Genomic DNA, 13816 nt, shown 5'->3' on the forward strand with positions numbered 1-13816 from the left:
GGCTGTGTCAGGTGAGGCACGGCGTCAGGCGGGAAGCGAGCCGGGCAGCAGCGCGGTGCGCTGCCACCCCGCCCCCGCGTGCGCCCGGTGGCGGTCGGGGGACGGTGCGGCGTCGAAGGACTGCAGCGGCCGCAGGGCGTACTCCAGTTCCCGGCTCACCCGCTCGGCCTCCCGTCGCGCCTGGGTGGGGACGTCGCCGCGCTCGGCGACGAGTCGGTCGTAGATGGGGGAATCCTGGAACACCCGACATGCCTTTCGTGTGCGGCCCATGCGCATGGGCACGGCTGTCGAGTGTAAACGCCCCGGAGGTCCGTGATGTGAATTCCCCGGGTGCGCTTGACGGCGGCGCGCTCAGGCCCCCGTGGTCGAACCGGGCCGTACGATCATCAGCACCGTGACGGTCGCCCACAGCAGGTTGAACAGGCCCGTGAACATGGCCAGTTGTACGGTGCTCGACCGTTCGATTGTCTGCTGCGCGTCCAGTTGTCCGAGCAGTTCCTCCTGGCGGGGCAGGACGAAGGCGATCAGCAGGCCGGCGGCGGCCGTGGTCAACACGATGGAGGCGATCAGCCAGCCGCTGCCCAGGACGCCCATCGCCCCGGCGGTGGCGAACCCGAAGGCGGGTACCGCGATGCCGATGCCGGAGTAGATACGGCAGATGCGGTGCAGCAGACGGACGGTGCTCACTGCCGCCGTGTCGGTGCCGGCCCTCCGCACCGCCGGCGGCACCATGCTCGCGGCGACCGTGACGGGTCCTACGGCCACGATGGCGGCCAGGACGTGGAGGATGAGCAGGACCTTCGTCATCGGGAGCCTTCCAAGGGTGCGATCAGCGGTGCGCGGCTCACGCTAGGGATCTTCGTGCTGATCGCACAGGGGCGGAAATGACAGATTCCAACGGGTTCTCGCCAGCCCTGTGGTCGGCCGGTGGCCACGCTGCCCCAGGTCACCGCCCTGGCGGGAAGCCACCTATCGTTGCTTCCATGCACACAGTGGCGATTCTGGTCATGGACCATGTGGTGCCGTTCGACATGGCCGCCCCGATGGAGGTGTTCGGCCGTACGCGGCTGCCGGACGGGCGCCGCCCGTACCGGGTGCGGCTGTGCGCCGAGTCGCGGGACGTGCGCACGGACGGTTTCGGGCTCCGTGTCGACCACGGTCTCGAGGCGCTGGAGGACGCCGACACCGTCGTCGTCCCGGGCTGCTCGCAACTCGTCGAGGAGTTCTCCCCCCGCGCACTGGCCGCCCTGCGGAAGGCGGCCGAAGCCGGTACCCGGATCGCGTCGGTGTGCGCCGGGGCGTTCGTGCTGGCCGAGGCCGGACTGCTGGACGGTCTGCGCGCCACCACGCACTGGGTGGCCGCCGGTGAACTGGCGCGCCGCTACCCGGCGATCGAGGTGGAGCCCGACGTGCTGTACGTCGACAACGGGCAGATCCTCACCTCGGCGGGCGCCGCGGCCGCCATGGACCTGTGCCTGCACATGATCCGCGGCGACCTGGGGTCGGCCGTCGCCGCGGACGCCGCCCGGCTCTCCGTGATGCCCCTCGAACGGGAGGGCGGACAGGCCCAGTTCATCGTGCACGAGCAGCCGCCCGTGCCGCGCGGCTCGACGCTCGAACCGGTCCTGGAATGGATCGAGGACAACCTCGCGGGCGAGATCACCCTGGGCATGCTGGCGGGGCGCTCGGGGATGAGTGAGCGCACCTTCAGCCGGCGGTTCCGCGAGCAGACGGGGACGACTCCGCTGCAGTGGCTGCTGCGGGCGCGCGTACGCCGAGCCCAGTATCTGCTGGAGAACAGCGACCGTCCGATCGAACGGATCGCGCAGCAGGCGGGGTTCGGGTCACCGACGGCGTTTCGCGAGCGGTTCCGGCGGGTGGTCGGCACCACGCCGCAGGCGTACCGCTCCGCGTTCCAGGCAAAGGAGCGCGTCCCGGTCGCACACGGCTGACGCCGTCCCTGTCGCGAGGCCTGTGCCCTCGCGACAGGGACGGCGTCACACGGCCAGCGACAGGCCCGCTCCCCCACCGGCTGTGCGCCACGAGGCGATCAGCAGCGCGTCGGCCTTCGCGATCGCCTCCTCGACGCTCGCGGCCCCCATCACGGCGCACAGGGCGCGGCAGACGTCCGCCAGCTCCCGCGCCGTCTGTGGCTTCTCCTGCTCCGCCTGCGCGATGCGCAGTGCCGCGTATCTGGTGAGCAACGTTCTGACGACCTTCGGGTCCGGAACGAGCACGAAGCGCCCCTCTCTTGGTTTCCGCCTCGTATTCCCGGGCACCGCCGGACCAATCACATCTTCCGCACCCCGGGCCTCAATTGACGAAATACCGTCGCTCTACCCGATTCCCGGCGCGCCGCGAGGCGTTGAGCAGAGGGTAACCCTCCCAGCACGAACGGTGAAGCCCATGACTCACTCCGGCCGCCTCCTGTGCGCCCTCTACCTCGCCACCAGCGGCGGGCTCGCCTGGACCACGGTCCTCGAATTCCTGCACGGTCCCCGTTGGGCCGCCTTCCTGTTCGCCGCGGCGAGTCTGGTCCCGGTCATCGCCGTCGTCCGCGAGACCCTGGTCCGCGATCTGCGCAGGGCCGCCGCCGGCCCGCGGCGTCCGCTGCGGCCGGCCACCGACGAGGTGGTGCGCACCGAGTTGGAGGGCGCGTGCTGCGAACGCTGGTGGACGAGCCTGGGCACCCGGCACGACACGAGCTGCCCCCACCGCACGCACCGCAGCAGCGCCGCCTGAGCCGGCGCCGTCACGGCCGAAAACCGCCGCCCGCCCCGCTCAGGCCGCCCGCCGCCCCACTCAGGCCACCTGCCCCCCGTGCAGCTCGCAGTACGCCCCGCCACCGCGCAGCAGCTCCTCGTGCGTCCCCGTCTCCAGGATGCGGCCGCCGCCCATCACCACGATCCGGTCCGCACCCCGCACGGTGGACAGGCGGTGCGCCACCACGAAGGTGGTGCGTCCCTGCAGCAGGCGGGCCAGCGCCTGTTGGACGAGTGCCTCCGAGCGGGTGTCGAGAGCCGAGGTCGCCTCGTCGAGGATGAGGATCCTGGGGTCGCGGATCAGGGCGCGGGCGATGGCCAGGCGCTGACGCTGTCCGCCGGACAGCCGGGCGCCGTGCTCGCCGACGACGGTGTCCAGGCCCTGCGGCAGCCGCTCGACGAACTCCGTCGCGTTGGCGTCGCGCAGCGCCGCGCGCACCGCCTCCTCGTCGGCGTCGTCCATGCCGTAGGCGACGTTCTCCCTGATGGTGCCGTCGAAGAGGATCGACTCCTGCGGCACGACCGAGACGAAGCGCCGGTAGGTGCGCAGGTCGAGGGTGTTCATGTCGGTGCCGTCGAGGAGCAGGCGGCCGGAGGTCGGGCGGATGAAGCCGATGACGAGGTTGAGCACCGTGGACTTGCCCGCGCCGGACGCGCCGACGAGGGCGATCGTCTCACCCGGTGCGACACGGAGGCTGAAGTCACGCACGGCGGCGGGGCCGTTGTCGTCGTAGGCGAGGCCGACGTTCTCGAAGGTGACGCTGCCGCGCAGCGCGGTCATCTCCGACTTGCCCTCGTTGTCCTCCAGTTCGGGCGCCTGCAGCACCTCGCCGACCGAACGGACCGACTCCAGGCCCTTGGTGATGACCGGGGCGAGGGTGGCCAGGGTGGTCGTCGAGTTGGTGAGGGTGGTCAGGAAGGCGCTGAGCATGACGACGTCGCCGGGGGTGACACCCCACATGCCGTAGTACGACACCAGGGCCGCGCCGGCGAGGACGAGTACGCCGACGACGTTGAGGACGACCCAGGCCAGCGAGCCGAACCGGCCGTTGACCAGGTCGAGGCGCAGGCCGGAGGTCAGCAGGCGGTGCAGTGTGCCGTCCATGCGGTGCAGCGCCTTGCCTTCGAGGCCGTGGGCGCGGGTGACCGGGATGAGGCGGGTCATCTCCGACACCCTTGACGACAGGGTCTCCACCTCGTGCCGGAAGGACTCGTTGTGGGTGCGCAGCCGCGCCCTGAGGCGGGCCACGACGAGTGCCGCGGCGGGCACGACGACCACGAACACGGGCACGAACTCCGGTGTGCGGACCCCGATGATGACCAGTCCGCCGACGAGCACGGTGATGGCGCCGAGCCCGGTCTCGGCGGTCTGCTGCACCATCTGCTCGACCGTCTCCACGTCACGGACGACCTTGGCCTGCAGGACTCCGGCGCTGACGCGCGTGTGGTAGCCGATGGACAGCTGCTGCATGCGGGTGCACAGCGCCGAGCGCAGGGTGGTGCCCATGCGGCGGACGCTGCCGTAGAGCAGTCGGACGTAGAGGATGTGCAGCGGGTGGTTGAGCACGAGGATGGTCAGGATGATCCCCGTGCTCAGCCAGATCCTGCCGACGGGTGCGTGCTGGACGACCGTGTCGATGATGGAGGCGGTGATCAGGGGCAGCAGCCAGACCGGGCTGTGCTTGACGGTGAACACGCCGACCGCCGCGATCAGTTGGCGGCGGTCGGCGCGGAACAGATAGCCGAGGGTACGGATCGGGTGTTCGTCGCGGTAGCGGTGGTCGAGGGGTCTGTCCGACGACGACGCCATCGGCGAGGTCCTCCGTGGTGGCCGGGTGCCGTCAGACGGCGTCGAGCTGCGCGATCTCCTCGGCGGTGAGTTCGAGCTCCGTGGCGGCGAGGGAGTCGACGATGGTCTCCGGGCGGCTGGCACCCGGAATGGGCACGACCACCGGGGACTTGGCGAGCATCCAGGCCAGGCAGACGCGCTGCGGGCTGACCCCGTGGGCCTCGGCGATCCGCGCGAACGGCGCGAAGCTGGAGCCGAGTTCACCGGCCCGGGAGATGCCGCCGAGCGGGCTCCAGGGCAGAAAGGCGATGCCGAGCTCGTCGCACAGGTCGAGTTCCGGCTCGCTGGAGCGGAAGGCCGGGGAGAACTGGTTCTGCACGGAGACCAGCCGGCCGCCGAGGATCTCGTTCGCCTCCTTGATCCGGTCGGGGTCGGCGTTGGAGATGCCCGCCATGCGGATCTTGCCCTCGTCGAGCAGGTCTCGGATCGCGCCGACGGACTCGGCGTAGGGCACCTTGGGGTCGGGGCGGTGGAACTGGTAGAGCCCGATGGCCTCCACGCCGAGCCGGCGCAGGGACGCCTCGCAGGCCTCCTTCAGATACCGGGGGCTGCCGTCGAGGGTCCAGCTGCCGTCGCCGGGGCGCAGATGGCCGCCCTTGGTGGCGACCAGGACGTCCTTGCCGCGGTCGTGGGAGGCGAGGGCCTTGGCGATCAGGGTTTCGTTGTGGCCGACTTCGTGGGCGTCCCGGTGATAGGCGTCCGCGGTGTCGATCAGTGTCACGCCGGCGTCGAGGGCGGCGTGGATCGTGGCGAGGGAGCGTGCCTCGTCCGGCCGTCCCTCGATCGACATGGGCATCCCGCCCAGGCCGATCGCGCTGACTTCGACGTCACCGATACGACGGTTCTGCATGGGGTCTTGACCTCTTTCGGCTGTCGCGGGACCGAATACCGTTCGGCCCGCCGCACGGGGTGTGCGGCGCGATGCGAACGTCTTCCAGCCTGACTCGCCCGCGGGCCGGAGGTCCAATAGAGGAAAGAGAACGCATTCAGCACCTGGGCAACTGAATCGCGCGATACCCGATCCGGCTTGCGTGACCTGCAGGCCGGTGTGCGAGGCTCGCCGGCAACCAGCCGTCACCTCGGGCGGCTCAGCGGAAAGGCGGCGGCATGCGCATCGGACTGCTCGGTACCGGCCCCTGGGCGGGAATGGCTCACGCACCCGCCCTGAGCGAGCACACCTCACTGGACTTCGCCGGGATCTGGGGCCGCCGCCCCGAGGCCGCCAAGGAGCTCGCCGACCGGCACGGCACCCGTGCCTACGACGACGTCGACGCGCTGCTGGCCGACGTGGACGCGGTCGCCGTGGCCCTGCCGCCGGCCGTGCAGGCGGATCTCGCGGTGCGCGCGGCGCGCGCCGGATGCCATCTGCTGCTGGACAAGCCCCTCGCGACGACCGTGGAGCAGGGGCGGGCGGTGACCGAGGCCGTGCAGGAGGCCGGTGTCGCCTCGGTCGTGTTCTTCACCAGCCGCTTCATGACCGAGACAGAGGCGTGGATCACCGAGCAGGCGGACGCCGGGGGCTGGTTCACCGGCCGCGCGCAGTGGCTGGGTTCGTTGTTCGCCGACGACAGCGACAGCCCGTTCGCGGATTCGCCGTGGCGGCAGCAGAAGGGAGCGCTGTGGGACGTGGGGCCGCACGCCCTGTCGGTGCTGCTGCCCGTCCTCGGCGACGCCCGGCGGGTGACGGCTGCCGCACCGGGTCCCGGCGACACCGTCCATCTGGTCCTCGACCACGCCGGCGGCGCGTCGAGCACCGTCACCCTCAGCCTGTCGGCCCCGGCCGCGGCGGCCGGCAACGCCGTCGAACTGCGCGGCGAGAAGGGCGTGTCCGTCCTTCCGGACAGCGACGAGGGAGCGGTCACCGCGCTGCTGCGCGCCGCCGACGCGCTGATCTCCGCAGCCGGCACCGGTCGCCCGCACCCGTGCGACGCGTCCTTCGCGCTGCGTGTCACGGAGATCCTCGTGGAGGCGGAGACCCTGCTGGACCGCGCCGGGCGCTGACAGCGCTTCCGCGGCCGGGCAACGGGACGTGGCGCTCGCCGGAGGCGTCCGGCATGCGGGACCCGTTGCCGCGTAGGAGCGTGGTGGTGTGCGAAACGTGCCCGTGCTGCCGGCGCGCCGGGACCACACCCGGCGTGGCTGGCTGCGGGGCGCGCCGCCTCCGTGGTGGGTGAAGGTCCTCCCGGTGCTGCTGATCGCGGGGGTGTGCGTGGCGGCGCTGGTGAGCCCCAGCCCCCTCGACATCGGCTTCCTGCTGGGCGCGATCCCGCCGCTGGCGGTGCTGTCGTACAGCCCGTGGGCGACCGCGTTCCTCGGCGGCGCCGTGATCGCCGTGCTCGTGGTGCCGGAGTTCCAGCTCAACCGCCCCGGCAACACCGACCTGTTGACCATCGTCTTCGTGGCCGTGCTGAGCGTGTTCGTGTCCTACGTCCGCAGCCGCCGCGACGCCCAGCTGGACCTGGAGCGCACGGTGGCCGAGGCGGCGCAGCGTGCCGTTCTGCCGCCGCTGCCGGAGCGGGTCGGCGCGGTGCGCTGCGCCGGTCTGTACCGGGCCGCGCAGCAGGGGACGCTGGTGGGCGGCGACTTCTTCGACGTCCGCGAGGGGCCGTACGGCGTGCGGGCCGTGCTCGGCGACGTCCAGGGGCACGGGCTGTCGGCGATCGCGACGGTGGCCTCGCTGCTGGGCGCGTTCCGGGAGGCGGTGCTCGACCAGCCTGACCTGGAGTCGGTGGCCGCCCGGCTGGACCGCAGGCTCGTGGCGGACTCGGCGTCCTCGCGCTACGCCGAGCTGTTCGCGACGGCCGTGCTGCTGGAGTTCTCCGTCGACGCGCGCTCGGTGCGGCTGGTCTCCTGCGGGCATCCGGCGCCGCTGCTGCTGCGCGGGCGGCAGGCCACCGAGATCGAGCTCGCCGCATGGACGCCGCTCGGGCTCGGCCTGCCCGCAGGCGGCCCGCCCGCCGGGCTCACCCTGCGGCTGGAGCCCGGCCACAGTCTGTTCCTGTCCTCGGACGGGGTGAGCGAGGCGCGCGACGCCGACGGCCCCTTCTATCCGCTGACCGACCGCCTGGCCGCCCTCACCGACACCGACCCGGCCGTGCTCGCGGACCGGGTCTGGGCGGATCTCGTACGGTACTGCCCGGCCGTCGTCGACGACGTGACGATGCTCGTCCTCACGCCCGCGTCACCGGACGCTGGCTGACGCCCTCGCCCGCGCCCTGCTCGTGCTCGCCCTCGGCGTCGATGTGCGGCAGGGCCCGGTCGAGCCACCGCGGTGTCCACCAGGCGTGGCGGCCCAGCAGGGTCATCACGGCGGGCACCATCAGCAGACGCACCACGGTCGCGTCGATCAGCACGCTCACCGCGAGGCCGAGGCCCAGCATCTTGACCACGATGTTGTCGTTGAGGATGAACGCGGCGAACACGCTCACCATGATCAGTGCGGCGCAGGTGATGACCCGCGCGGTGATCTCCAGGGCATGGGCGACCGAGGCCTTGGCGTCCCTGGTGCGCAGCCACGCCTCGTGGACGCGGGAGAGCAGGAAGATCTCGTAGTCCATGCTCAGGCCGAAGATGATGGCGAACATCATCATCGGCACATAGCTCTCGATGGGCACCTTGCCCGCGACGCCCAGCGCGGGGCCGCCCCAGCCCCACTGGAAGACGGCCACGACGACGCCGTAGGAGGCCGCGATCGACAGGACGTTGAGGACGGCGGCCTTCACGGCGACGAGCAGGCCGCGGAAGACCGCGAGGATGATCAGGAAGGCCAAAGCGACCACGACGCCGATGATCAGGGGCAGCCGGCTCGCCACGATGTCGCGGAAGTCGACCTGGGCCGCGGTCGTGCCGGTGACGTAGCCCTTGGCGTCCGTGCCGGAGACCGCGTCCGGGAGCGTGGTGTCGACCAGGCGGTTCACCAGGTCCGTGGTGGTGGCGCTCTGCGGGGACTGCTGCGAGTAGACCGTGCCGATCAGGACGTCCCCGTCCTTGGTGGGCGTCAGGGGGGTGACGGTGGAGGCGCCGGCCACGGAGTCGAGGGTCTTCTGCGCCTGGGAGGTGAGGTCCGAGCGCTGCGAGGAGGACACGTCGCTCTGGTCGATCACCACGGTGAGGGGGCCGTTGGAGCCGGGGCCGAAGGCGTCGGTCATCAGGTCGTAGGCGCGCCGGTCGGTGAAGGACTCGGGGTCGGCGCCGTCGCCGATGTGGCCGAGCTGGAGGGAGAACACCGGGATGGCCAGGACGACCACGGCCGCGACGCCGGCCGCGAGGAACTGCCAGGGCCTGCGCTCCACGCGCTGGGCGTAGCGGTGCCAGGTGCCGTGCGGGGTGGCGCCCGGTTCGGCGTCGGTCTCCGCGACGGGCCGGCGCACCCGGAAGCGGTCGATGTGCCGGCCGATCAGCCCGAGCAGGGCCGGGACCAGGGTCAGCGCGCCCAGCACCGCCGAGACCACGGTCACCGCCGCGGCCAAGCCCAGTTTGCCGATGAAGGTGACCCCGGACGCGTACAGGCCCGCCAGCGCGATGATGACCGTGGTGCCGGAGACGAGGACCGCCCGCCCGCTGGTGGCCGTGGCGTGGCCCGCGGAGTGCACCGGGTCGGCGCCGTCCATGATGTTCTGCCGGTGCCGGGTGATCAGGAACAGGGCGTAGTCGATGCCCACACCGAGGCCGATCATCGTGGCCAGGGTGGGCGAGACGGTGGCGAAGGTGAACGCCGAGGCGAACAGCCCGAGGATCGCGAGGCCGCCGATCGCGCTCAGCAGCGCGGTCAGCAGCGGCAGACCGGCGGCGATCACACTGCCGAAGCCGACGAGTAGCACGACGACGGCGACCCCGAAGCCGATGAGCTCGCTCACGCGGTCGTCGGCGGCGGGCCGGGCCAGCTCGCCCAGCGGACCGCCGTACTCGACCTGCGCGCCGGCCGAGCGCAGCGGCTGCACGGCCTGGTCGACACCGTTCAGATAGCCGTCGCCCAGGGTCGAGGGCTGGACGTCGAAGCGCACGGTGATGTAGGCGGTCTTGTCGTCGGAGGAGAGGGGGCCGACCTTCGAGGCGGGTGCGGACAGCGGGTTCTGCGCGGACAGGACGTGCGGCAGCTTCTGCAGGTCGCTCACCGTCGTGGACATCTGCGAGCCGAGGCCGGTCAGGGGTTTCTGTCCGTCGTGCAGGACGATCTGGCTGCTGTAGCCGCCGGCCGCGGGGTCGTGCTTCTTCAGCACGTCGAGCCCCTGCTGGGACTGGGTGCCCGGCAGCGAGAAGTTGTCGGAATAGTCGCCGCCGAAGGACCTGTTGAGGGCCTGCAGCGCAACGAGGGCGATCAGCCAGGCGACGATGACGATCACGAAATGGCGGGCGCACCATTGTCCGAGCCCTCGCAGCACCCCTCCGGCCGCGGTGCCCGATGCCCCCGCCGCAGTGCGGGTCGGTGACATGGCGTGGGTCTTCTCTGCCGGTCGGCCGTTGCCTCATCGACGGTCGTTGTCTCTCATTAGACGCCCGCCCGATCGTCCGGGCATCTCGGACCGAGGGCCCGGGCTCCCCCTCCGGATGCAGGTCGGGCCCAGGCGTTGAATGGTGTTAGCAGAAGCGTTCCGGACCCGAGGAGCCAAGATGCCGACATCACAGCCCGACGCGTCCGGGTCGTCCGAGGACCGCGTCACCCCGGACGACCTTCTCCACACCAGCACCGGCACCGATGTGTCGCCGGAGGACCTCGTCCTTGCCACCGGCAGGGACATCACCCCGCACAGCCTCGAATGGGCCCGGCACAAGCTGGAGGCGGAGGGCCCGGCGGCCCTGGAGAAGCTGCTGCCGTAGCGCTCGCTGCCGGCTGCGGCGGTTCAGGCCGTTTCGCCGGCCTCCAGACACAGCACCGGCACCCGCTGGACCAGGTTGTTGACGAAGCCACCGCGGTTCCACGGCTGGTCCAGCGGCTGGGTGTGCCCCGCGCCGTCGGTCGCCCGCGCGCTCAGCACGTGCTCGCCGGGGGTGGCCGTCCACGCGAAGCGCCAGCGGCGCCAGGCCCACCGCCGCCCGTCGTCGGGCGCCAGTTCGGCCTCGTGCCAGGTGTGTCCGTCGTCGGTGCTCACCTCGACCCGGGTCACGGGCGCCCGCCCCGACCAGGCACGCCCCTCAAGCTGCACCGGGCCCGGCCGCAGCACCCGGGCCCGCGACATGAAGTCCGGGAACCCGGGCGGGACCAGCAGGGCACGCGGCGCGATCCGGGTGACCGGCTCGCCCGCCTCGGCGGACTCCTGCCGCAGCCGGTAGGCGACCGACTGCTGGAAACCCGTGAACGGCGTGTCGGTCACGGTCACTTCGCGCAGCCACTTCACATGCGCCATGCCGTACCAGCCGGGCACCACCAGCCGCAGTGGGCTGCCGTGCTGCGGCGGCAGCGCGGCGCCGTTCATCGCGTACGCCACCAGTACTTCGGGCTCGGTGCCAATGGCCACGTCCATCGGCAGGGACCGCTGGTAGTCCTGTTCGACGCCGCGCTCCACACCGTGGTCGGCGCCGGTGAAGACCACGTCGACGGCGCCGGCCTCCACGTCGGCCTCGGCGAGCAGCAGCCGCAGCGGTACGCCCGTCCACTCCGCGGTGCCGACCGCTTCGACGAGCCAGGGCTGGCTGACCGGGCGGGGGGTGAGCAGGGCCCGGCCGTTGCCCGCGCACTCCAGCGTCACCCGCGTGGTGACCTGGGGGTATGCCCGCAGTTCGGCCAGGTCGAGCTGCAGCGGACGGCGGACGCGGCCCCCGACGGTCAGCTGCCAGGGCGCGTCGTCGGGGACGTAGGGGATGTCGTAGTGCGTCAGTACGTAGTGCAGGCCGGGCGGGGTGACGTCGTAGCGCAGCGCCTCCAGCGGCAGGCCGTGGTTGCGGGTGGCCAGCGCCAGTTCGTCCCGGCCGATGCCCTCGTCGGGGGCGGCCAGTCGGGCGGGTGCGCTCGCGTCACCGAGTTGATGCCCCATGGCCGCATTATCACGCCGCGGGGGCGATCCGGCACGTTCGCGGGCGGGCGGCGCAACTCGTGGTGGATCAACGGGACTTCTCGTTGCCGATCCAGCAGGTCATTGCCCGGCCGTTGCCCGTTCGCCCTTTCGAAGAGGGGCTTCGGGCTGACAGACTCCCCAGGTGCCCGACTTCGACATGCTTGTGATCGGATCCGGCCCGGGTGGCCAGAAGGCCGCCATCGCCGCGGCCAAACTCGGCCGCCGGGTCGCCGTCATCGACCGCCCCGACATGGTCGGCGGGGTCTCCATCCATACCGGCACCATCCCCTCCAAGACCCTGCGCGAGGCGGTGCTGTATCTGACCGGACTCACCCAGCGGGATCTCTACGGGCAGAGCTACCGGCTCAAGGAGGACATCACCGTCGCCGACCTGACCGCGCGCACCCAGCACGTGGTCAGCCGTGAGGTCGACGTCATCCGCAGCCAGCTCTCCCGCAACCACGTCTCCCTCTTCGCCGGCACCGGACGCTTCGTCGACCCGCACACGGTCGCGCTGCGCGAGGTCACCGGTCACGAGCGCATGCTCAGCGCCGAGCACATCGTGATCGCCACCGGCACCCGTCCGGCCCGGCCCGACAGCGTCGAGTTCGACGGCCGTACGATCATGGACTCCGACAACGTCCTGGACCTCGAACGCGTCCCGCGCTCCATGGTCATCGTCGGCGCCGGAGTGATCGGCATGGAGTACGCCTCCATGTTCGCCGCGCTGGGCAGCAAGGTGACGGTCGTCGAGAAGCGGGCCGGGATGCTCGACATGTGCGACGTCGAGATCATCGAGTCGCTCAAGTACCACCTGCGGGACCTCGCCGTCACGTTCCGTTTCGGTGAGACGGTCGCCGCGGTGGAGCGTCATCCGCGCGGCACGCTCACCGTCCTGGAGAGCGGCAAGAAGATCCCGGCCGACGCGGTGATGTACTCGGCGGGCCGGCAGGGTCTGACCGATGAACTCGACCTGGACAAGGCGGGGTTGGTCGCGGACCGGCGGGGCCGGATCACAGTCGACGAGAACTACCGCACCGAGGTGCCGCACATCTACGCGGTCGGTGACGTGATCGGCTTCCCCGCGCTCGCGGCGACATCGATGGAGCAGGGCCGGGCGGCGGCCTATCACGCCTGCGGCGAGCCGGTCGGGCAGATGCACAACCTGCAGCCCATCGGCATCTACACCATCCCGGAGATCAGCTTCGTCGGCCGCACCGAGGACCAACTCACCGAGGACAGCGTGCCGTTCGAGGTCGGCATCTCCCGCTACCGGGAACTCGCGCGCGGCCAGATCGTCGGTGACAGCCACGGCATGCTGAAGCTGCTGGTCTCCCCCGAGGACCGCAGACTGCTCGGTGTGCACTGCTTCGGCTCCGGCGCCACCGAGCTGATCCACATCGGCCAGACCGTGATGGGCTGCGGCGGCACGGTCGACTATCTGGTCGACGCGGTGTTCAACTACCCGACGCTGGCCGAGTCCTACAAGGTCGCCGCCCTCGACGCCACGAACAAGCTCCGGCAGATCGACCACATCGGCGACTGACGCCCGCGCCGGACGGCCGACTCAGCCGCCCTGTCCGGCGCCGGGCGACTCCGTGCCGCCCTCCAACTCCATCTCCTCCGACTCCGTGTCCTCCAACTCCGCGTCGTCCTCGACGACATGGACGGCCGCCTCCTCCGCGCCGGCGGCCCCGCCGTCGATGCCCACGTCGGAGGCGAGGGACTCCTTCGTGGTGTCGGAGCGGACGCCCTCGTCCGGAGCGACCAGACGGCCCGCGCGGTCGGCACCGGCCTCGGGGTCGACGGGTTCGCCCTCGCCCCCGGGCAGATCTCCCGTCCCGTCGCCCAAGGGCGCCGTCACGTCCGGGACCTCCTCGGCGAGCCGTTCGTCGAGACTCTCGCCCTCGTGCTGCTCGGCGGCCGTCGTGCCGTGCCGGGTGACGCCGAGCGGCTTCTCCGGTGGGGAGTAGCCCTCGTCGAGGGTGTCGTCGTAGGTGCGTTCACCAAGGGTGTCCTGCGGGTCGAGCGGCGCCGCGTCCTCCTGCTCCTCGTTGGTCCCGGTGGGCTGGTGGACGTCGTCGGCCATCGCTTCGGGGCGCCCTTGCTCGCTGCTCATGGCAGCCTCCTTCGCGCGCTGCGCGGGTCGCCGTTCGACCCGTTCCCGGTCCGCGTTTCCCGTTGCGCGCGGTCCAACCTCACCCGTCCCTGGC

At 71.6% G+C, this 13816-nt stretch carries 14 protein-coding genes; 6 read left to right on the forward strand and 8 right to left on the reverse strand.

Translation table 11 applies throughout. The features are described 5' to 3' along the window. Positions 1-24: 24 nt before the first annotated feature. Together MQN93_RS41085 and MQN93_RS41090 are read right to left on the reverse strand one after the other, a co-directional pair. Positions 25-243 carry a hypothetical protein gene (locus MQN93_RS41085; RefSeq protein ID WP_037779950.1) on the reverse strand — a complete coding sequence of 73 codons (219 nt, stop codon included), beginning with the start codon at positions 241-243 and terminating at the stop codon, positions 25-27. A gap of 108 nt (positions 244-351) precedes the next feature. Beyond that, complete coding sequence (locus MQN93_RS41090) at positions 352-807, reverse strand: hypothetical protein (protein ID WP_242713511.1); 456 nt, start codon at positions 805-807, stop codon at positions 352-354. 176 nt (positions 808-983) lie between these two features. On the opposite strand from MQN93_RS41090, the gene MQN93_RS41095 reads away from it, so the two are divergent. Further along, positions 984-1952 (forward strand): GlxA family transcriptional regulator, encoded by a 969-nt coding sequence (locus MQN93_RS41095; RefSeq protein ID WP_242713512.1) that lies wholly within the window; start codon positions 984-986, stop codon positions 1950-1952. 45 nt (positions 1953-1997) lie between these two features. On the opposite strand, the gene MQN93_RS41100 is transcribed toward MQN93_RS41095, so the two are convergent. Next, positions 1998-2237 (reverse strand): DUF5133 domain-containing protein, encoded by a 240-nt coding sequence (locus MQN93_RS41100; protein ID WP_242713513.1) that lies wholly within the window; start codon positions 2235-2237, stop codon positions 1998-2000. A gap of 169 nt (positions 2238-2406) precedes the next feature. Here MQN93_RS41100 and MQN93_RS41105 point away from each other — a divergent pair, with 169 nt between their 5' ends. After that, on the forward strand, positions 2407-2742 hold the full coding sequence (locus MQN93_RS41105; RefSeq protein WP_242713514.1) for a hypothetical protein: 336 nt from the start codon (positions 2407-2409) through the stop codon (positions 2740-2742). A 60-nt stretch (positions 2743-2802) separates the two neighbouring features. Here MQN93_RS41105 and MQN93_RS41110 read toward each other — a convergent pair whose 3' ends face one another. Beyond that, positions 2803-4572 (reverse strand): ABC transporter ATP-binding protein, encoded by a 1770-nt coding sequence (locus MQN93_RS41110; protein WP_242713515.1) that lies wholly within the window; start codon positions 4570-4572, stop codon positions 2803-2805. Between the two features lie 31 nt (positions 4573-4603). Continuing rightward, positions 4604-5461 (reverse strand): aldo/keto reductase, encoded by an 858-nt coding sequence (locus tag MQN93_RS41115; RefSeq protein ID WP_242713516.1) that lies wholly within the window; start codon positions 5459-5461, stop codon positions 4604-4606. 257 nt (positions 5462-5718) lie between these two features. Here MQN93_RS41115 and MQN93_RS41120 point away from each other — a divergent pair, with 257 nt between their 5' ends. Both MQN93_RS41120 and MQN93_RS41125 read left to right on the forward strand, forming a co-directional pair. Beyond that, positions 5719-6612, forward strand: coding sequence for a Gfo/Idh/MocA family protein (locus tag MQN93_RS41120; RefSeq protein ID WP_242713517.1), 894 nt, complete (start codon positions 5719-5721; stop codon positions 6610-6612). An 88-nt stretch (positions 6613-6700) separates the two neighbouring features. Then, positions 6701-7810, forward strand: a complete 1110-nt coding sequence (locus MQN93_RS41125; protein WP_242713518.1) for a PP2C family protein-serine/threonine phosphatase — start codon at positions 6701-6703, stop codon at positions 7808-7810. Here the strand turns inward: MQN93_RS41125 and MQN93_RS41130 are convergent. Next, positions 7782-10043, reverse strand: coding sequence for an MMPL family transporter (locus tag MQN93_RS41130; protein WP_242713519.1), 2262 nt, complete (start codon positions 10041-10043; stop codon positions 7782-7784). The two genes, MQN93_RS41125 and MQN93_RS41130, sit on opposite strands and share 29 nt — an antisense overlap. A 178-nt stretch (positions 10044-10221) precedes the next feature. On the opposite strand from MQN93_RS41130, the gene MQN93_RS41135 reads away from it, so the two are divergent. Then, on the forward strand, positions 10222-10428 hold the full coding sequence (locus MQN93_RS41135; protein WP_016430630.1) for a hypothetical protein: 207 nt from the start codon (positions 10222-10224) through the stop codon (positions 10426-10428). 23 nt (positions 10429-10451) lie between these two features. Here MQN93_RS41135 and MQN93_RS41140 read toward each other — a convergent pair whose 3' ends face one another. Beyond that, positions 10452-11582, reverse strand: a complete 1131-nt coding sequence (locus MQN93_RS41140; RefSeq protein ID WP_242713520.1) for a sulfite oxidase — start codon at positions 11580-11582, stop codon at positions 10452-10454. Positions 11583-11745: 163 nt separating this feature from the next. On the opposite strand from MQN93_RS41140, the gene sthA reads away from it, so the two are divergent. After that, complete coding sequence (sthA, locus tag MQN93_RS41145; RefSeq protein ID WP_037779951.1) at positions 11746-13149, forward strand: Si-specific NAD(P)(+) transhydrogenase; 1404 nt, start codon at positions 11746-11748, stop codon at positions 13147-13149. A gap of 21 nt (positions 13150-13170) precedes the next feature. Here the strand turns inward: sthA and MQN93_RS41150 are convergent, their stop codons facing one another. Then, on the reverse strand, positions 13171-13722 hold the full coding sequence (locus tag MQN93_RS41150; RefSeq protein ID WP_242713521.1) for a DUF5709 domain-containing protein: 552 nt from the start codon (positions 13720-13722) through the stop codon (positions 13171-13173). Positions 13723-13816: the final 94 nt, after the last annotated feature.

The organism is Streptomyces spinosisporus (genome assembly GCF_022698145.1).
GTDB classification, from domain to species: Bacteria; Actinomycetota; Actinomycetes; order Streptomycetales; family Streptomycetaceae; genus Streptomyces; species Streptomyces spinosisporus.